Origin of the sequence: Parageobacillus caldoxylosilyticus NBRC 107762 (assembly GCF_000632715.1) — a bacterium.
Classification (GTDB): Bacteria; Bacillota; Bacilli; order Bacillales; family Anoxybacillaceae; genus Saccharococcus; species Saccharococcus caldoxylosilyticus.
Genome location: NZ_BAWO01000005.1, coordinates 15713 through 35670 on the forward strand (window position 1 = coordinate 15713; position 19958 = coordinate 35670).

Consider the following 19958-nt stretch of genomic DNA (forward strand, 5'->3'; position numbering starts at 1 on the left):
AATCAACTATTGCAGCCTTTCATTTTATGATTTTGGCGGATAAAAAGGCTAGCGGGACACACTAGCCTTTTTTATTCAGTTACTTATTTTAAGGACGCTTCAAACTGTTGAAGTTCTTTTCGGTTTGTTGGAACTTTTACTTCGCCTTTAATAATTTTTTGCTTCCATTGGTCTACTGCCTTTAACACTTCCGGCTTGATGTTATCTTGTGTTGGAGCAATGCCTACCCCATTTTCCGGAAGCCCGTATTCGAGCGTTTTGCCGCCAGGGAAATCACCGTCTTTTGCCCGTTTTGCTACGTCGTAAACAGCAACATCAACCCGTTTTACCATCGATGTCAACGTAACGTTATACGTTTTTCCTTTTACCTTCACCATGCCTTCCGGTGCTTGGTCTTTATCGACACCGATAACCCAAATTTCACGGTTCGGATCTTTCTTTTTCAAGTCTTTCGCTTCCGAGAACAAGCCGTTTCCTGTTGCCCCAGCGGCATGATAGATGACATCGATGCCGGAAGCATACATGCTTGATGCGATCGCTTTTCCTTTATCGGCTTGGTCAAAAGCGCCGGCATATTGCACTTCCACTTTTGCCTTTGGATTGACGGCTTTGACACCGGCACGGAATCCGCTTTCAAACTTCTCAATTAATGGAATTTCCATTCCGCCAATAAAGCCGATTTTGTTCGTTTTTGTCGTTAAACCAGCAACAACACCGACAAGGAACGAACCTTCATTTTCTTTAAAGGTAATGCTTGCCACGTTTGGTTCATTAACAACCGTGTCGACAATCGCAAAATGTTTTTTCGGGTTTTGTTTTGCAACCTCTTTTATTGCATCTCCCATTAAGTAGCCAATTCCATAAATCAAATCAAAATCGCTGCGCACTAGTTTATTTAAGTTCGTCGCATAATCCGCATCACTAGACGATTGCAAATAATCATAGCCGCCGCGGCCTTTTTTCAAGTTATTGTCTTTTCCAAATTTTTGCAGACCTTCCCAAGCGGATTGGTTAAACGATTTGTCGTCAATACCACCGACGTCCGTTACCATCGCAACGCTAAACGTATCTTTGTTGCCGGCATTATTGCCTCCTTGTCCACCACAGCCGCCTAGTAAAGTGCCTGCTGCTAACATAAAAGACAGTGCAATCCCAAACCTTTTCTTCATTGTCCATTACCCCCTAATTCCAAAAAAATTGTCATTCTTCGTTAGTATGGAAACATCCTCGCCCTTCTATTCTATGTATCGGTTTCACCTCCTTAAAAGCTAATGCGTCTGCGCATGACATGGAAGCTAAATTTATCGGAGCGGAAATAGTTAATCGAATAAAAGATCGGTTCATCGTTTTTATCAAAATGCATTTGCTTTAATACAAGAAGCGCTGTTTCCGGCTCACATTGCAAAATCGGCGACACTTTCTCATGATAGCCGAGCGGCTCAATGCGGGCTACCGCATAAGCGATGTCCCGGTTGGTTTGGTGATGTAAATTTTCAAATAGCGACTCTTGTTCATAAGAAATTCCTTTCGGCAAATATTTGCATAAAATTTTATCAATGCAATAGACAACAGGCTCCCCGTCCGCCGTGCGAACCCGTTCAATGTGCAAAATGGCATCGTCTGGCGAACATTGAAATCTTCGCACATCATCTTCGGTTGGCTGCTGAATGGAAGAAGATAAAAAAATCGTTCCCGGCTTGCGTCCCGCTTGGCGAATCATATCGGTCACGCTGCTCAGCTGCTCGATGCCGGAGGTAAACAGCGGTCTTGCGTTGACAAACGTTCCGACGCCGTGGCGGCGGATGATAACATTTTCTTCTTCTAGCACCCGCAACGCCTCGCGCAAGGTGGCGCGGCTGACGCCGAGCTGCTTTGCCAGTTCAAATTCCGAAGGAAGCTTTTGCTTTTCTTTATATACGCCGGTTTCGATATCATGTTTAATGCGATCAATCACCTGCAAATATAGATGGCGATTGTCCGATTTGATCGACATCAGAAAATCCTCCACTTTCTTCATTTTTTAGATATCAGACCTCTGACATTAGACATGTAACCTATTTGACATTACTATAGCATTTTTTTTTTCATAAATAAATAGTTAATAAAAATTTTGTCGAAAAAAAGAAAAAGAATTATTGGTAGCGCTTCCAATGTGACATATTTTTTAGCGGAAAACAGGCGATTGCAGACCTGTTCTCCGCTTTTCTATGACGTTTTTTTTATATCTTCTTTCGAGAGCAGCACGGCACGCGGTTTACTTCCTTCATATGGTCCGACGACTCCGCGCGCTTCCATCGCGTCGATGAGGCGGGCCGCACGGTTATAGCCGATGCGAAAACGCCGCTGCAGCATGGAAACGGAAGCGCTTTGCATCTCTACGACAAGACGTACCGCTTCCTCATATAATTCATCGTCAAATGACGTATCTTCGCTTTCCTCGCTAATCATCATCTCTTCATAGTATTGCGCTTTTTGCTGGGAAATAACAAAGTCGACCACTTCTTCGACTTCTTGATCGGAAACAAACGCTCCTTGGACGCGCACCGGTTTGGAAGCGCCCATCGGCAAAAACAGCATATCGCCGCGGCCTAGCAGCTTTTCCGCGCCGCCCATGTCCAAAATTGTGCGCGAATCCGTTTGCGAGGAAACGCTAAACGCGATCCGCGACGGAATATTGGCTTTAATAACGCCGGTAATGACATCCACCGACGGCCGCTGGGTAGCGATAATTAAATGAATGCCGGCCGCGCGCGCCATTTGCGCGAGCCGTGTAATCGAATCTTCCACATCGGAGGAAGCGACCATCATTAAATCGGCCAGCTCGTCAATAATGACGACAATGTATGGAAGAAGCGGCTGTTTTTCGTTGGCTTCTTGATTATGACGCTGTATATGTTCATTGTACCCTTCGATGTTGCGCGTGCCGGTGTGCGAGAACAATTCATAGCGCCGCTCCATTTCTTGCACTACTTTTTTCAGTGCTTGCGACGCTTTTTTCGGATCGGTCACGACCGGCGTCAGCAAATGTGGAATGCCATTATAGACGCTTAATTCTACCATTTTCGGGTCGATCATCATTAGTTTTACTTCATGCGGTTTTGTCCGCATCAGCAAGCTGATGACAATGCCGTTGATGCATACACTTTTGCCGCTGCCGGTCGCCCCGGCGATTAACAAATGCGGCATTTTGTTCAGCTCTGCGACCACGACTTCGCCGGAAATGTCCCGCCCTAACGGAATTAACAGTTTTGCTTCCTGTTTGTAGTGATCAATCGCTTCTAACACTTCCCGCAGCGAAACGGTGGCAATTTCTTCATTTGGAACTTCAATGCCGATAGCAGACTTTCCAGGAATCGGAGCTTCAATGCGGATGTCCTTCGCTGCTAAGGCAAGCGCAAGGTCATCGCTTAAACTGACGATTTTGCTTACTTTCACGCCGACATCCGGGTATACTTCATATTTCGTCACCGCCGGGCCAAGGTGAACTTGCGTTACTTTCGCTTTAACACCAAAGCTTTGAAATGTTTTTTCCAGCTTGCGCGCATTCGCATAAATATTGGCATGATCCTTCACCTGACCGGTTTGCTTTGGCAAATGCAGCAGCTCAAGCGGCGGCAGCTGGTAATCCGTATTTTCCATCTCCGAGAATGCCAGCGGCGGAGAATCTTCTTCTGCATTTTCCCTGCTCTCTTCAGGCGGTCCGTACTCGGTTTCACTCGAGCGGGCAGCAGTAAAATCAGAAATAATCGGCGGCGAGAAAACTTCCCCTTCCTGTGCGGCCGGCTCCTCGTCGATGCTGTCGCTATGTGGAGAAGACGGCGCTACACTTGGTTTCCGCCGTTTGCGCTCCTTTTTTTGGTGGTTCAACTGTTTCATATCGGCAATGAACGCCAGCCATTGCTGCTTCAGAAATGTAAGAAACAACATCACCGCTTTTCCGATGGTTTCCCGCAGCGATTTTCCCGTCAGAAAGACGATGCCGGCGAGAAAAAGAAAAAAACAGATCCACTTTGTGCCAAGTTCATCAAATAGTTGATAGCTTGCGGCAAACAGAAAAGCTCCGACCATTCCCCCTCCCAAGTCCGCACTCGCGGTTTTGCCGCTTGCTTCATTCCAAAACAATTCCCACGTCGTCCGGATCACGCTAGGATCAAATTGTCCCCGGCGCGACAACAAATCAAACAGCTTTTCATGACTTAAAAGCAAAAGAGCGGAAATGATAATATAGGAACCGAGAAAAATACGGTTGACAAACGAAGGCCAAGCGCGCTTCCAAATGAGATAAAACGACAAGCTAAACATGCCTACCAACAGCAGCATATACCATTCGCCAAAGAAAAAACGCGCCACAAGCACAAGCGCTTTTCCCACCAGCCCAAGGTGGGCCATTGCAATCACGGAAATCGCCAACATAGCAAGCCCGAGCAATTCGAAGCGAAACGCCTCTTTCCATTGCTTTTTGGACTGTTTTGTTTTTTTCTTTCGCTTCCGTTTTGCCACAATGATTCACTCCAATGAACGAATTCGAAGACTGGAAAAAAGCAGCCAACAATGGCTGCTTTTTTCCGTTTGCTTATTTATTATACCATGAATGGACATAGAATTCATTACGATGTTGCGGCAGACATCGGAAATCGCGACCCAGGTGCATATTTTGGATCTAAAAAATGAAACGGATTGGTGCTTAAGTTTTGTACAATTTCATATTCATCGGTATCTGTTTTTTGCACGAGAAACGGAATGCCGTCATAATAGACCATCTTTTGTTTTTCATATGCTGCGGTGTCCGTTGGGAAAATTAAATGCTCCGGCATGATCGTATATAAAATCATTGAATCATCTTCCTTTCACCGGATTTTTTCATTTCAATTAATTCCCGCAATTTGTTCATCGCCTGCGAAACTCCGCCGACTTCATCAATCAGCCCATATTTAACCGCATCGGGACCGACGACGTTCGTGCCGATATCGCGCGTTAAATTTCCTTTCGAAAACATCAGTTCCTTAAACTTTTCTTCACTAATATTTGAATGTTTCGTAACAAAGCGAACGACCCGTTCCTGCATTTTATCTAAATACTCAAATGTTTGCGGAACGCCGATCACGAGCCCCGTCAGGCGAACCGGGTGGATCGTCATCGTCGCTGTTTCGGTAATGAACGAATAGTCGCAGGAAACGGCAATCGGCACGCCGATCGAGTGTCCCCCTCCCAGCACGATCGAAACGGTCGGTTTAGATAAAGATGCCAGCATTTCCGCGATCGCCAATCCTGCTTCCACATCACCGCCTACCGTGTTTAAAATAACAAGCAACCCTTCAATATTTTGATTTTGCTCGATTGCTACAATTTGCGGAATGACATGTTCGTATTTTGTCGCTTTGTTTTGCGGCGGCAGCTGAATATGGCCTTCGATTTGCCCGACGATCGTCAAACAATGGATATTCGTATCCGGCGTCATTTGCGGAATGTTCGTTTGTCCTAATTGCTGAATCGCCTCTGCCGCTTGCTCCGTCTTTGTTTCCGGTTTTTCGTCTGCTTCTTGCTGTATGTAACGCTCTGTTTCCATATACATTCTCCTTTCTCTCCATCATATGTTTAGTATGCTCGAGTTGGAAAAGAAAAATGCTGATAGGGTAAAATCCCTACCAGCATTTTCCCGTGGACTTTGAGCATGATCGCACTATACTTCCATAATAATTGGCAAAATCATCGGCTTGCGTTTTGTTTTTTCAAATAAAAATTGGCCTAACGCTTCGCGAATATTGGATTTTAAAGAAGACCATTCCATCATATATGTCTGCAAACATTGGTTGATGATGGCAGCAACGATTTTGGTTGCTTCCTCTAGCAATGTTTCCGATTCTCTCACATACACAAAGCCGCGTGAAATAATTTCCGGTCCAGCGACAATATTTTTTGCATCTTTGCTTAATGTCACCACGACGATCAAAATACCATCTTGCGATAACAGACGCCGGTCTCTTAACACGATATTCCCGACATCGCCGATGCCAAGACCGTCAATTAAAATGTTTCCGTACGGAACTTTTCCGCCGGGACGCGCCACACCGTTGCGAAATTCAATCACTTCGCCTTTGTCAATCAAAAACGTCCGATCTTCGGAAATGCCGACCGCTTTGGCAAGATTGGCGTGCGCTTTTTGCATGCGGTATTCCCCATGAACAGGAATAAAGTACTTTGGCTTCATCAAATTAAGCATGAGCTTTAGCTCTTCTTGGCATCCGTGTCCTGATACGTGCACTTTTCGCTCGCGGTAAATGACATCCGCTCCGGCTCGGTATAACGCATCAATCGTTTTCGCAAATCCCAGCTCATATCCCGGCATGACGGAAGCTGCAACAATGACGGTATCTCCTTCTTTTATGTTCACCTGCTTATGCGCCTGTTTTGCCATGCGCGCCAATGCGCTCATCGGTTCGCCATGGCCGCCTGTCGTTAAAATAATTAATTCTTTATCATCGTAGCGGTCAATATCATAAATGGAAATCGTCACTTTGTCCGGAAGATGCAAATAGCCGAGGCGCACTGCAATATCCATCACTTTATGCAATGTTTTTCCTACGACCGCCACCTTTCGTCCGTATGTTTTGGCCGCATGCAGCACTTGCTGGATTCTTGTAATATTGGACGCATAGCAGGCAATAAAAACACGGCCCTTCGCATTGTAAATCACGTCGGCGATTTCCTGAGCGACAACCGTATCGGAACCGGTATATCCCGGCCGTTCTGCGTTGGTGCTATCGGACAGTAAACAAAGCACCCCTTGTTCGCCAATTTGTGCCATCTTTCCTAAATCGGCTCGATTTTTGCCGTATGGAGTCTGGTCAAATTTAAAATCGCTCGTGTACACAATCGCTCCTTGCGATGTATGAATGCTAATTCCGACAGAATCGGGGATGCTGTGAATCGTCCGGAAAAACGTTACTTTCGCTTTGTCGAACAACACTTCGGAATTGGAGCGAATTTCATGCAGTTTGGCATTCGTAATTCCCTGCTCCTTTAAAATCGCTTCCGCCAACCCTAACGTTAATTTCGTTCCATACACCGGCACGGAAATTTTTTTGAGCACATACGCAATCGCCCCGATATGCTCTTCATGTCCATGGGTCAGGAAAATCGCTTTAATACGGTCTTGACGTTCCACAAGATAGCTAATGTCAGGGATCACTTTATCAATTCCGAGCATCTCATCTTCAGGAAACATAACCCCGGCGTCAATGACAAAAATGTCGTCATCAAGCTCCACAACATACATGTTTTTGCCGATTTCCCCAACTCCCCCAAGGGCAAAAATCCTTATTTTCTCTACTGGTTTTGTTCTCAATGCTACGTCCTCCTATGATGATACTAACCCGCTCAAAGTCACTTGCTTTTATTATAACTGATGGTCGATTTTAAACACAAGATAGTTTATAAAGCGCTTGATTTCACAAAAAAACCAACCCGCATAAAGAAGCGGATTGGTTTGCATTATAACGTATTTAATAGGCGCATCAGTTCGCTGCGTTCTTGTTCGGTGAGCGGAACAAGCGGGAGGCGCACCGAGCCGACGTCTAATCCTTTTAGCTGCAATGCGGTTTTTACCGGCACAGGGCTTGGCGCGGCAAACAGGCCTTTCATAACCGGCAGCAGTTTTTGATGAAGCTTGGCCGCTTTCTTATTGTCGCCGGCTTCAAAGGCCGCGATCATTTGCTGCATTTCATTGCCGATAATATGCGATGCGACCGAAACGACGCCGGCTCCGCCGATCGCTAATACCGGAAGCGTAATGCTGTCATCGCCGCTATAAAGCTGAAAGTCTTCCCGCGTGCGGGTGATGATTTCCGTCATCGCATCCAAATTGCCGCTCGCGTCTTTTACGGCAACAATATTAGGAATTTCCGATAAGCGGACAACCGTGTCGACCGCAATGTTGACAACCGAACGGCCCGGGATGTTATACAGCATAACCGGAAGCGATGTGCTCTCGGCAATCGCTTTAAAATGCTGGTACAGCCCTTCCTGATTCGGCTTATTATAATACGGCGCAACTAACATCACGGCATCGACGCCGATTTCTTCCGCCTTTTTCGTCAGCTCGATTGAGGCGCGCGTATTATTTGTTCCTGTTCCGGCAATCACTGGAACTCTTCCGTTGACAACGGAAACGACATGGCGGAATAACGCCACTTTTTCTTCGGTCGTCAAGGTCGGCGATTCGCCGGTCGTGCCGGCAATAACGAGCGAATCGGTTCCGTTTTCCAACAAGTAGTTGATAAGACTTGTCGTTTTCGCAAAGTCAATGTTTCCTTTACGGTCAAACGGCGTAACCATCGCTGTTACGATTTTCCCGAATTGAACCAATGTTTTCACTCCTTATTCCAATTTACCTCGTACTCATCCCATGATAGTTCGGAAAGATGAAACGCATCATGCAACGCGTTGACGGCTTTTTTCATGTCTTCTTCTTTGACTAATACCCAAATGGTCGTATGGCTATCAGCCGATTGTAAAATTTGAATTCCTTGTTCGGAAAGGGCGGTGACAATTTTCGCTGTAACTCCAGGAACACCGGCAATTCCAGCGCCAACAACGGACACTTTTGCACATCCTGTCACTACGGCCGGTTCATACCCGATGCGGCGCAATGCAGCAACCGCTTTTTCCGTCATTTCCCCAGCAACCGTATACACCACTCCATGTGGCGAAATATTAATAAAGTCTACGCTGATCCCTTCATTAGCCATCGCTTTAAACACATCGGACTGCAGTTCATAATGCCCTTCTCTCGCCTGCACTTTAATTTGCGTAACATTGGAAACGTACGTAATTCCCGTTACTAACCGCTCTTTAACATCGCTTCCTTTTTTGCCGCGAATGACAGATGTCACGAGCGTTCCTAATGAATCGGAATACGTGGAGCGTACGCGCAGCGGCACTTTTGCCTGCATCGCGATTTCGACTGCGCGCGGATGGATCACTTTTGCCCCTTGGTACGCCATGTTGCAAATTTCGGTATACGTGACGACATCGAGTGGACGGGCGTTTTCGACAATGCGCGGGTCGGCAGTCATAACCCCTTCGACATCGGTAAAAATATCGACCCATTCGGCGTTTAGCGCCGCGCCAAGCGCTGCCGCGGACGTATCGCTTCCGCCGCGTCCAAGTGTCGTTATATCGCCGTTTTCCGCCACTCCTTGGAAGCCCGCGACGACAACGACGTCATATTCATTTAGCGCTGCAAGAACGCGGTCGCAGCGCATTTCTATAATTTTTGCATTCGTATGATCGTCATTGGTGCGGAAACCCGCTTGGGCACCAGTGAACGCCGTCGCTTTAATGCCGTGTTTATTTAAAAGGTTGGCGAACACGACGCTGGAAATAATTTCGCCGCACGCCATCAGCATATCTTGTTCACGTTTGCTGACGTAATTGTTCGCCCCGCCAATCAGGCTAAGAAGCGTATCGGTCGCGTATGGATCCCCTTTCCGCCCCATCGCTGAGACAACGACGACGACTTTATAGCCATCTTCCAGCGCTCTTTCAATATGTTTGCGCGCAAAATCCCGTCCGCGTTCATCGCGGACGGATGTGCCCCCAAATTTTTGCACAATGATTTTCATGTTAACACCTCGATGTGAGACTGTCTCTATTTTTTATTTTATAAGCCCTAATTTCAGCAGGCTTTCGGCAATTTGCACTGAATTTGACGCCGCGCCTTTTAATAAATTGTCCGCTACGATCCATAGATGAAAAGCGCGGTCATCGTCTAAATCTTTGCGAATGCGGCCGACGAACACATCATATTTGCCGACGCAATCGACCGGCATCGGATATACTTGTTCGCTTGGATCATCTTGTAAAACAACGCCTGGCGCCTCTTTTAATACCGCTTTAATGTCGTCTGCGCTGACGCCGTCTTTTTCAATTTCAATATATACCGACTCCGAATGGCCGCAGACAACCGGGATGCGCACACATGTCGCCGCTACTTGCAGCTCTGGCATATGCATAATTTTCTTCGTTTCATTAATCATTTTCATTTCTTCAAATGTAAAGCCGTTCTCTTGGAATTTATCAATCTGCGGAATGGCGTTAAACGCGATTTGGTAATGTTTGCGGTCCGATTTTACCGGCAAAATTTCCGGCGTCACCGGCTCGCCGCTTAACAACGCTTTTGATTGCTCTTTGAGTTCTTCAATCGCCTGCGCACCGGCGCCCGACACGGCCTGATACGTAGAGACAATCACCCGTTTTAGCCCAAACGCCTGGCGGATCGGTTCGAGCGCCACCACCATCTGAATGGTGGAACAGTTTGGATTGGCGATAATGCCGTTATGCCATGTTAAATCCTGTTCATTCACTTCTGGAACGACAAGCGGCACGTTTTCGTCCATACGGAATGCGCTCGTATTATCGATGACAATCGCCCCACGTTTTACCGCTTCCGGCGCCAGCACTTTGGAAACCGCCCCGCCCGCGCTAAAGAGGGCGATATCTACGCCGGCAAAGCTTTCCGGCGCTGCTGCTTGCACTTCAATTTCTTCGCCGCGAAAGCGCATTTTTTTGCCTGCGGAACGCTCCGATGATAATAAAGTCAGTTTTCCGACTGGAAAGTTTCTATTTTCGAGTGTTTGTACCATTTGCTGACCAACTGCACCTGTTGCACCAACCACTGCAACGTGAAAGCGTCTTTCTTCCATGAACCATTCTCCTTCCACATCATCACTCAATCATATTACTAAACTTGTGCACGATGGAAATCGACAGGTTCTGGCGTACAGAAGAGCCTTTTCTACACCTTCGTGTAGACGCTCGCTCTTGTTTCGCCAGAATTTCATGGATAAACACCTCGCTGGTGCTTCGCGTCCTGTCGGCACGGTTCAAAACCGGTTCCCACTTTATTCCAATGATTCCAGCCACGGGCTTTCGTGGTCAATCAATTGTAAATTCATAGTTTTTATTTTATCATATTCTACTTTAAAAGAGGGAAAATTTTTATACATGAGCATGAATTTTCTACCGGTTCGTTTTCGGAGCGGTTAAGATGGGTCGTTGTCGCGGAATTTCTCGATAATAACCGGCTGCAGCTGTTTCCCTTCCAACGCAGCGAGAACGGTATCGCGAAGCAGCGACATTTTTGCGACCATCGAATTTGGCTTCGTGTGCGGAGCGTCTTGGCCAAACGGAATAAAATAAATATTTTTCGCCGCCATTAAGCGCATTAAGTTAACTCCGTTCAAGCCTAATGCATCGTTCGTGGAAATGCCAAGCACGACCGGACGGTGATTGCGCATCGTCGCTTTTGCCGCCATCAATACCGGAGAATCGGTCATTGCGTTGGCCAGTTTGCTCATCGAGTTTCCCGTCAACGGTGCAATAACCATGCAATCGAGCGGAATTTTCGGACCGAGCGGCTCTGCTTTCACAATCGTATCGATCACTTCGTTTCCTGTTATTTCTTCTAGTTTTTTTACCCATTCTTCTCCTTCGCCAAAGCGGGTATTGGTCGTTTTCACCGTATACGTCACAATCGGCAGCACTTCCGCCCCTTCTTTCACCAATTTCTCTATTTCTGGCATGACCGCATCATACGTACAATGAGACCCCGTCAATCCAAACCCAATCCGCTTTCCTTTTAAACTCATTTACGCATTCCCCTTTCTTTTTTGTAAATCCGCATATAATAGTTGCGAAAGAACATTCGCGATAATTTGTCCTGCTGTTTTCGGCGCCACCACTCCCGGCAGCCCCGGTGCGAGAATCGCTTTTACGCCGCGCTTTTCGGCATAGCGGAAATCGGTGCCGCCCGGTTTGGATGCCAAATCGACAATGAGCGTATGCGCCGGCATTTTGGCGATCACACTTGCCGTTACGATTAAATGTGGAATGGTATTAATACAAATATCGATATCTTGCACTTCCTTTTCTAAATCATTGAGATGAAACGGCGTAAGACCCATTTCCGTAATGCGGGCAAGATGCTCGGAACGGCGCGCCCCTACTTTCACCTTTGCGCCAAGAGCAGCAAATGTACGGGCGACTGTCATGCCGATGCGTCCAAACCCAAGGACCGCTACGCGAGACCCATGAATCGTAAAATCAGTATGCTGAATGACAATCATGATTGTTCCCTCTGCTGTTGGGATCGAGTTATAAATCGCTACATCATCGCGTTCAAACAATTGTACATATTTGCGTCCGACCTTTTTCATCAAGTTGTCTAAATAGCTATTGCTAATCCCGGAATAGACGGTGCAATGTTTCGGCGTTTTCACCAGCATTTCTTCCGTAAAAGGAATTTGCTCATGCGAAAATACCGTATTCACTTTTCCTTCTAGCGTCGTCCCATGAACTGGTAAAATGATCGCATCTAAATCGGCAAAATCGACTTCATCGATTTGCAGTTTCGTTGCTCCTGTAAAATGGTGGGCTAATTGATCAAAACCGACTAAAGACAATTTCGCATCCAGCTCTACTAATTTACGAATTACTTCTAATTGCCGGGCATCCCCGCCGATAATGGCAACATGCATACCTGTCAGCATCATCCGTACACTCACCTTCTTTATATGTGAAAACTTAATATGCCTCTGCCTTATTTCCTTTCACATCTTATGTAAAACAAAGAACATAGGTGAATATCCCACCAAAGAAAAATGACCGCCATTGTGGCGGTCACTGCGTTTTTTCTTATTCATCGGGAAAATCAATAATCACCATATCGGCCCCGATTTTTTTAATGTATTTCCACGGAACGCGAATTTCGCTTCCCTCTTTGCGAAATCCAAACCATTTTCCGGTCGGAATCAATAGCGCCTGAATTTGCCCTGTCTGCTCATTGATTTCCAAATCTGTCTGCCCCAGTACACCGAGCCGCTCCGCCCGTCTTACATCGACAATTTCCTTTCCGCTTAATTCGCTCAGCCTCACCGCTTTTCCCCCTTCCTTTTCCTTATTTATTATTGTAAGAGGACAGAAACAAAAAAATGCCTGCATTTCGCAGGCTTTTTGACGTTACGGAAGGATTGGCTCCGGCAATTGACCGCTTGGGCTAATTAAAGCAAGCGCGTAATCTTCATTGAAAATGGTGCGGGCGAGTTCATTGACTTTTTCCACTGTTACGCTATTAATTTCTTCAATCATTTCATCAAGGGAACGATGGCGTCCGAGCAACAATTCGTTTTTGCCGTTGCGGCTCATGCGGCTGTTCGTGCTTTCTAAACCGAGCATTAAGCTTCCTTTCATCTGTTCTTTGCTATTCGTTAGCTCTTTTTCTGTAATTCCGTCTTCTTTTAATCGCTCGATCGTCTCTTGAATCGTTTCAAACAACATATCAAGCTGGTTGCTGCCCGTTCCGGCGTAAATCGCTAGTAGTCCGCTATCTTGGTAAGAGGAGTGATACGAGAAGACCGAGTACGCCAATCCGCGCTGTTCACGGACTTCTTGGAACAGCCGGCTGCTCATGCTGCCGCCTAAAATGTTGTTTAAAATAATTAATGTGTAAATATCTGGGTGGCCGACAGGAAGGCCGTTAAAACCGATGCATAAATGCGCTTGTTCCGTATCTTTTTTCCGCGCCAGCTTTTGCGGTTGAAAGGAAGGGGCTTTCGTCTCGCTTGCTTTCCGTTTCGCCGTAAAGGAGCCAAAATAGTTTTCCACCTGGTGGATAAAGCTTTCATCGACGTTGCCGGCAACGGAAATAACGATGCGATCCGGCGTATAATAATCGGCCATATATCCGCGCAGCGACTCGCCCGTAAACGTGCGCAACGTTTCTTCCGTCCCTAAAATCGGGTAGCCAAGCGGATGATTGGCGTAACAAGCCTTGCTTAGCAAGTCATGGACAATATCATCGGGCGTATCTTCGTACATTTTAATTTCCTCAAGCACGACATTCCGTTCTTTTTGCAATTCCTCCTCGACGAAGGTGGAATGGAAAAACATATCGGCAAGCATTTCGAGAGCAAATGGCGCATGCTCATCTAGCACTTTCGCATAATAGCACGTATATTCTTTTGATGTAAATGCATTCACTTGCCCGCCGATGCTGTCAAATGCTTCGGCGATCTCACGCGCTGTACGCGTTTTTGTGCCTTTAAAAAACATATGCTCTAAAAAATGAGAAATGCCGTTGTTTTGCTCCGTTTCATTACGCGAACCTGTACCGATCCAAACTCCGATCGCAACAGAACGCACAGTTGGGATTTGTTCTAGCACTATCCGTACACCATTTTTGCAAGTATATTTGTTAATCAACTCCACGTTCCTCCTATTTTTTAACAATTCTCTTTTCATCTAACAACGCAGATATGCTGCCGATTTCATATTTCTGCCGCTGAATCGAAACAATCAGCGATTCCAACGCCTCGGCGGTCGATAGCGTCGGATGCATTAAAATCATGGCACCGGGATGGACTTTAGACATTACCCGTTTCACTATAACAGATGGCGACGGTTTTTGCCAATCAATTGTATCGACGCTCCACATAATCGTTTTCATTCCTAAAGCATCGGCAATGTCGACGACATCATCGCGGTAGCTGCCGCTAGGCGGAGCGAACCATTTGCATTTCACCCTGGTTGTCGCTTCAATCACTTCATTCGTTTTCACCAGTTCCTGGCGAATTTTTGTATTGCTTAACAACTTGAAGTCAGGATGGCTATAGGAATGATTGCCTATCTCGTGGCCGGCATCTACAATCATTTTTGCCATCTCAGGATGATTTTTTACCCAGCGCCCTTCCAAAAAAAAAGTTGCTTTCACATGATGTTTTTTTAAAACTTCCAGCATTTTCGGGATATATTCCTCTCCCCATGCCACATTAATAAGAAACGCAACCATCGGCTTATCGGGATGGCCGCGGTAAATCGGCGCCGGGGGCAGGTCATCCAAATGGACGCGCGGAGGGACTTGTTGATATACAAGCTTTTGTTCGTCAAATTTTCCGTCCTTTTTCATGTTTTCATACGAAGCTTGTACATCGACTTTCAGTCCGTTATAACCAGGGATGGCCTTCCACACTCTATCGATTACCGCATCTTGCGGGGGAATGTTATACTGCTTCGCCTTTTCAACGATCGCAGTATACAGCTTATCGTTTCCTTTCATTACCATAATGCTTTGCGCTTGCAAATCAGAGATGTATTGGCTTACCGGCGGCTGATGAATCAAGGCCCAGACAAAGAAAAACATAATGGCAACCGCTAAATAGCGAACATAATCTCTATTCACATCTGTCCCCTCCTTTTTAATACTACAAATATGTGGGGAAGGGACAAGATAGAACATTCACCCCAATAACAAAAGAGCCTTAAGGAATGAAATCCTAAGGCTTCATTTTATGACGCTCTGGCCGTCTTCCCTTTTTCTCCTTTTGCTGCTCCCGCAAAACGGCCTTTCTTGATAAATTCACGCGTCCTTGTTTATCAATTTCCATCACTTTTACCAAAATTTCATCGCCGATCGAAACGACATCCTCCACTTTTCCGACTCGCTCTTCCGCCAATTCGGAAATATGAACAAGACCGTCTTTGCCATTGAACAGCTCGACAAACGCCCCGAATTTCTCGATGCGCTTCACTTTGCCTAAATAAATTTGTCCGACTTCGACTTCGCGAACGATATCTTCAATAATCTGTTTTGCTTTTTGGTTCATCGCCTCGTTGACAGACGAGATGAAAATCGTTCCATCTTGCTCGATATCGATTTTGACGCCGGTTTCGTCAATAATTTTATTAATTTGTTTGCCGCTCGGTCCAATAACTTCGCGAATTTTGTCTGGATTAATTTGCATCGTTAAAATTTTCGGCGCATATTTCGACAGCTCTTTGCGCGGCTCACGAATCGTTTGCATCATGTGGTCTAAGATTTCCATCCGGCCTTTTCTGGCTTGCATCAGCGCTTCTTCTAAAATTTCGCGGGTCAAGCCTTTAATTTTGATATCCATTTGCAAAGCGGTAACGCCTTTTCTCGTGCCGGCTACCTTAAAGTCCATGTCGCCTAGGTGGTCTTCGATGCCTTGGATGTCGGTTAAAATCGTATAATGATCGTCATTTTTCACGAGCCCCATTGCAATTCCCGCTACCGGCGCTTTAATCGGCACACCTGCGTCCATCATCGCCAGCGTGCTTGCGCAAATGCTTGCTTGTGAGGTGGAACCGTTCGATTCAAGCACTTCCGACACGAGGCGGATCGTATAAGGAAACTCTTTCTCCGACGGAACAACCGGCTCTAGCGCCCGTTCGCCAAGAGCGCCGTGTCCGATCTCGCGGCGCCCCGGACCGCGCATCGGCCCCGTTTCGCCAACGGAAAACGGCGGGAAATTGTAATGGTGCATAAACCGTTTCGTTTCTTCAATGCCGAGCCCGTCCAATATTTGCACATCGCCAAGTGCTCCTAACGTACAGACGCTGAGCACTTGTGTTTGCCCGCGCGTAAATAAGCCCGAACCATGCGTGCGCGGCAGGACGCCGACTGCCGAGGAGAGCGGACGGATTTCATCCACCTTGCGGCCATCCGGGCGGATTTTTTCTTCGGTAATAAGCCGTCTTACTTCTTCCTTGACAAGCTTATGTAAAATTTCATGCACTTGTTTTAACGTTTCTTCGTCCGCTTCCTGCTCTTCGTATTTCGCGACGACGCCCGCTTTTACTTCCTCAATCGCCGCATCGCGCGCTAATTTTTCCGGCACTTGCACCGCCCGTTTAATATCCGCTTCGGCAAGCTGACGGATTTCCGCCTCCAGCTGCGGATCGAGCTCATACAAAACAACTTCCATTTTTTCTTTGCCGACTTGGGCGGCAATTTCCTCTTGAAAAGCGATCAGCCGTTTTACTTCTTCGTGGCCGAACATGATCGCTTCTAACATGATTTCTTCCGGCACCTCATCTGCGCCGGCCTCCACCATGTTAATCGCATCTTTCGTGCCAGCGACAACGAGATGCATATCGCTTTTTTCCGCTTGTTCGACTGTCGGGTTAATGACAAACTGCCCATCGACACGGCCGACTGTCACGCCGGCAATCGGCCCTTCAAACGGAATGTCAGAAATCGTTAAAGCAAGAGATGAACCGAGTAATGCCGCCATTTCCGGCGAACAGTCCTGATCGACGCTCATAACCATCGAAACGATTTGCACCTCGTTGCGAAATCCTTCAGCAAAGAGCGGGCGAATCGGACGGTCGATCAAACGGCTCGCCAAAATCGCTTTTTCGCTTGGTCGTCCTTCCCGCTTAATAAATCCGCCTGGAATTTTTCCGACCGCGTAAAGACGTTCCTCATAGTTAACGGTTAAAGGGAAAAAATCGACGTTTTTTGCCTCTTTCGACGCTGTTGCAGTACTTAATACAACGGTGTCACCATATCGGACCAGCACCGCTCCGTTTGCTTGTTTGGCTAACTCGCCGATTTCGACAACGAGCGGACGTCCAGCCCAGTCTATGGAAAAAACGCGCTTTTCTTGCTCCATATAAATAAGTACTCCTCTCTATGTACAAATCGGAAATAAACGAATAGGTTATATTATTAGTATGGACGAATAATCGGCAATGAATCAATTCCCACTATTCATCATAGCGGAAAATCGCTTATATAACTAGCAAAAAAGCGGGAATGCTCCCGCTTTTTTTATCGACGTAATCCAAGTTTGTTAATCAGTTCACGATAGCGTGTAACGTCTTTATTGCGCAGATAAGTCAATAAATTCCGACGTTTTCCAACCATTTTCAGCAATCCGCGACGTGAATGATGGTCTTTTTTATGAACACGCAAATGTTCATTTAAATTGTTAATTTGCTCAGTAAGGATAGCAATTTGCACTTCTGGAGAACCTGTATCATTCTCGTGGATTTTGAATTGCTCGATAATTTCGCGTTTGCGCTCTTGGGATAATGCCATCCTTCATTCACCTCCTCATCATCGAAACCCCAATTACCTAGCAAGCGGCGGTGACTCGACTTGCCAAGCAATGGTTATTTTGCATACATTCATTAGAATACCTTTTTTTCCGGCAAAATGCAAGTATTTTCGTTGAGACTGTTGAAATATCTTTGCGCTTCTTCCTTGTCGCGCTGGATTTGCGCAACTAATTCATCGACGCTGGCAAACTTTTGCTCGCTTCTTAAGCGCCGATGCCATTCGACCGTCACCGTTTCCCCGTAAATATCTTTTTCGAAATGGAAAATATGCACTTCAATACTCGGCATTCCTTCTTGGCTCGAATGAAACGTCGGTTTATAGCCGACGTTGCATACTCCCGGAAATACATCGGAACCGATTTTTGCCCGTACTGCATATACGCCAAGCGCCGGCAATAAATAATCGTCATTTAGCGCGATATTCGCCGTCGGAAACCCGATCGTTCTTCCGCGGCGCTCACCGCCTATAACCGTCCCCTCGATTTCATAAAAACGGCCGAGCAAGCGCGGCAGCTGTTCTACCTCTCCGTTTTGCAGCAATTTCCGCACATATGTCGAGCTTATTTTTTCCCCGCCAATCGTCAGCTTCGGAATCACCGTTTGCGTAAAATGGCCGCGCGAATGAAGCGGCAGCGTTTCCATCGTTCCTTTTCCGAAACGGCCGTAAGTAAAATCAAAGCCGGCAACGACATGTTTCACATGAAACCCGATAAGATATTGGTCGACAAACTGCTCCGGCAACAGCTGGGCGAATGTCGGCGTAAACTCGACCACATATAAATAATCGACGCCAAGCGCGGCGACGAGCTGTTCTTTTTTCTTTAACGGCGTAATTAAGCGAATGTGCTGTTTCTGTTTTCCGAGCACGACGGAAGGATGGGGATGAAACGTCATCACTGCGCTTTTATATCCTCTTTCTGCCGCAATATCGACCGCCGTCCTAATCACTTCCTGGTGGCCTAAATGAATGCCATCAAAATAGCCAAGCGCCATCACCGTAGGGGGAAGCGCTTCTTTTTGCAAATGGTGCGGATGCGAAATAAATAACGTTTCCATTGTCCTTACTCACCTTCTATGTTTCCACTTTTTTGATCAGCGAAGTACCTTCAGCGGCTTCATCAAGTGAGGTTTCGACGGGTGCTTTATATAAAGGGCAAGCGCCTCTCTTTCCTTCGTCACCATTAATACCGGCCCTTCTAAGGAGCGCAAAAAAGCCGGCAGCGGCAATAGCGCCCCGTTTTTTACTTTCTCTGCTACTTTATCATTTATTTCATATTTCGGCAAATGAAAAAGCGCTTTTTCAATCGGCAGCAAAAGCGACTGCAACTCGCCACGCTCCGCGCACTGTTCGATTTGCATAAATGTGACGCAGTCCTGTAGCGAAAACGGCCCCGCCGCTGTGCGGACAAGATGGGACATATGCGCCGGGTAACCAAGCCGCTCGCCGATCATCACTGCCAACGTGCGGATATAGGTGCCTTTGCTGCAAGTGACGCGAAAGCGAAACGAAACCGTGTTTCCGCTAAATTCGTTCCTTTCATCGAGCAACGTCAGTTCATGGATCGTCACGATGCGGGTCGGCCGTTCGATTTCTATGCCGGCGCGCGCATATTCGTATAGTTTTTTTCCTTTCACTTTAATGGCGGAATACATTGGCGGCGTTTGCGCAATTTCTCCCGTCAACTGCTGGAATACCGCTTCAATTTCGCTGCGGGAAATCACCCGGTCTACTTTTTGTGCAGCGATAATTTCTCCGCTGCTGTCTTCGGTTGTCGTGGCAATTCCAAGCGTAACCTCGCCTTCATATGTTTTCGTCGTCCCCGTTAAAAACTCGGCGATGCGCGTCGCTTTGCCAATGCAAATCGGCAATACTCCCGATACGTTTGGATCAAGCGTCCCTGTATGTCCTGCTTTTTTGATTTTGAACAGGCGGCGAATCCGCGCAACACAATCATGTGAAGTCATTCCCACAGGTTTGTCTAATAATAATACTCCGTCCATCAGCGCACCCTTTCTCCTATGTACATAATGGAAATGGA

At 46.7% G+C, this 19958-nt stretch carries 18 protein-coding genes; all 18 read right to left on the bottom strand.

Going from position 1 to position 19958, the window contains the following annotated elements; all coding sequences use genetic code 11:
- Positions 1–83: 83 nt before the first annotated feature.
- Positions 84–1169, bottom strand: coding sequence for a BMP family lipoprotein (locus GCA01S_RS02565; RefSeq protein WP_042407071.1), 1086 nt, complete (start codon positions 1167–1169; stop codon positions 84–86).
- A 92-nt stretch (positions 1170–1261) separates the two neighbouring features.
- Positions 1262–1993 (bottom strand): GntR family transcriptional regulator, encoded by a 732-nt coding sequence (locus GCA01S_RS02570; RefSeq protein ID WP_017437026.1) that lies wholly within the window; start codon positions 1991–1993, stop codon positions 1262–1264.
- 212 nt (positions 1994–2205) lie between these two features.
- Positions 2206–4500 carry a DNA translocase FtsK gene (locus GCA01S_RS02575; RefSeq protein WP_174407468.1) on the bottom strand — a complete coding sequence of 765 codons (2295 nt, stop codon included), beginning with the start codon at positions 4498–4500 and terminating at the stop codon, positions 2206–2208.
- A 107-nt stretch (positions 4501–4607) separates the two neighbouring features.
- Complete coding sequence (locus GCA01S_RS02580) at positions 4608–4832, bottom strand: YlzJ-like family protein (protein WP_017437028.1); 225 nt, start codon at positions 4830–4832, stop codon at positions 4608–4610.
- Positions 4829–5566, bottom strand: coding sequence for a ClpP family protease (locus GCA01S_RS02585; protein WP_017437029.1), 738 nt, complete (start codon positions 5564–5566; stop codon positions 4829–4831). The genes GCA01S_RS02580 and GCA01S_RS02585 overlap by 4 nt, the downstream gene beginning before the upstream one ends.
- 114 nt (positions 5567–5680) lie before the next feature.
- Positions 5681–7345 carry a ribonuclease J gene (locus GCA01S_RS02590; protein ID WP_017437030.1) on the bottom strand — a complete coding sequence of 555 codons (1665 nt, stop codon included), beginning with the start codon at positions 7343–7345 and terminating at the stop codon, positions 5681–5683.
- 146 nt (positions 7346–7491) lie between these two features.
- On the bottom strand, positions 7492–8364 hold the full coding sequence (dapA, locus tag GCA01S_RS02595) for a 4-hydroxy-tetrahydrodipicolinate synthase (RefSeq protein ID WP_017437031.1): 873 nt from the start codon (positions 8362–8364) through the stop codon (positions 7492–7494).
- Positions 8365–8369: 5 nt separating this feature from the next.
- A complete protein-coding gene (gene dapG, locus GCA01S_RS02600; RefSeq protein ID WP_042407077.1) occupies positions 8370–9623 on the bottom strand; it encodes an aspartate kinase in 1254 nt (417 codons plus the stop codon).
- 33 nt (positions 9624–9656) lie between these two features.
- On the bottom strand, positions 9657–10703 hold the full coding sequence (gene asd / locus GCA01S_RS02605; RefSeq protein ID WP_017437033.1) for an aspartate-semialdehyde dehydrogenase: 1047 nt from the start codon (positions 10701–10703) through the stop codon (positions 9657–9659).
- A gap of 339 nt (positions 10704–11042) precedes the next feature.
- Positions 11043–11648, bottom strand: coding sequence for a dipicolinate synthase subunit B (locus GCA01S_RS02610; RefSeq protein WP_017437034.1), 606 nt, complete (start codon positions 11646–11648; stop codon positions 11043–11045).
- Complete coding sequence (gene dpaA / locus GCA01S_RS02615) at positions 11649–12551, bottom strand: dipicolinic acid synthetase subunit A (RefSeq protein WP_017437035.1); 903 nt, start codon at positions 12549–12551, stop codon at positions 11649–11651.
- Positions 12552–12693: 142 nt separating this feature from the next.
- Positions 12694–12933, bottom strand: a complete 240-nt coding sequence (locus tag GCA01S_RS02620; RefSeq protein ID WP_017437036.1) for a YlmC/YmxH family sporulation protein — start codon at positions 12931–12933, stop codon at positions 12694–12696.
- Positions 12934–13017: 84 nt separating this feature from the next.
- Positions 13018–14259: a M16 family metallopeptidase gene (locus tag GCA01S_RS02625; RefSeq protein ID WP_017437037.1), complete on the bottom strand. Its 1242-nt coding sequence runs from the start codon at positions 14257–14259 to the stop codon at positions 13018–13020.
- A 13-nt stretch (positions 14260–14272) separates the two neighbouring features.
- Positions 14273–15235, bottom strand: coding sequence for a polysaccharide deacetylase family protein (locus GCA01S_RS02630; protein ID WP_042407081.1), 963 nt, complete (start codon positions 15233–15235; stop codon positions 14273–14275).
- A 94-nt stretch (positions 15236–15329) separates the two neighbouring features.
- Positions 15330–17471 (bottom strand): polyribonucleotide nucleotidyltransferase, encoded by a 2142-nt coding sequence (pnp, locus tag GCA01S_RS02635; protein WP_017437039.1) that lies wholly within the window; start codon positions 17469–17471, stop codon positions 15330–15332.
- Between the two features lie 158 nt (positions 17472–17629).
- Positions 17630–17899, bottom strand: coding sequence for a 30S ribosomal protein S15 (gene rpsO / locus GCA01S_RS02640; protein ID WP_017437040.1), 270 nt, complete (start codon positions 17897–17899; stop codon positions 17630–17632).
- Between the two features lie 92 nt (positions 17900–17991).
- Positions 17992–18975, bottom strand: coding sequence for a bifunctional riboflavin kinase/FAD synthetase (gene ribF / locus GCA01S_RS02645; protein WP_017437041.1), 984 nt, complete (start codon positions 18973–18975; stop codon positions 17992–17994).
- Between the two features lie 36 nt (positions 18976–19011).
- On the bottom strand, positions 19012–19920 hold the full coding sequence (truB, locus tag GCA01S_RS02650; protein ID WP_017437042.1) for a tRNA pseudouridine(55) synthase TruB: 909 nt from the start codon (positions 19918–19920) through the stop codon (positions 19012–19014).
- Positions 19921–19958 lie beyond the last annotated feature (38 nt).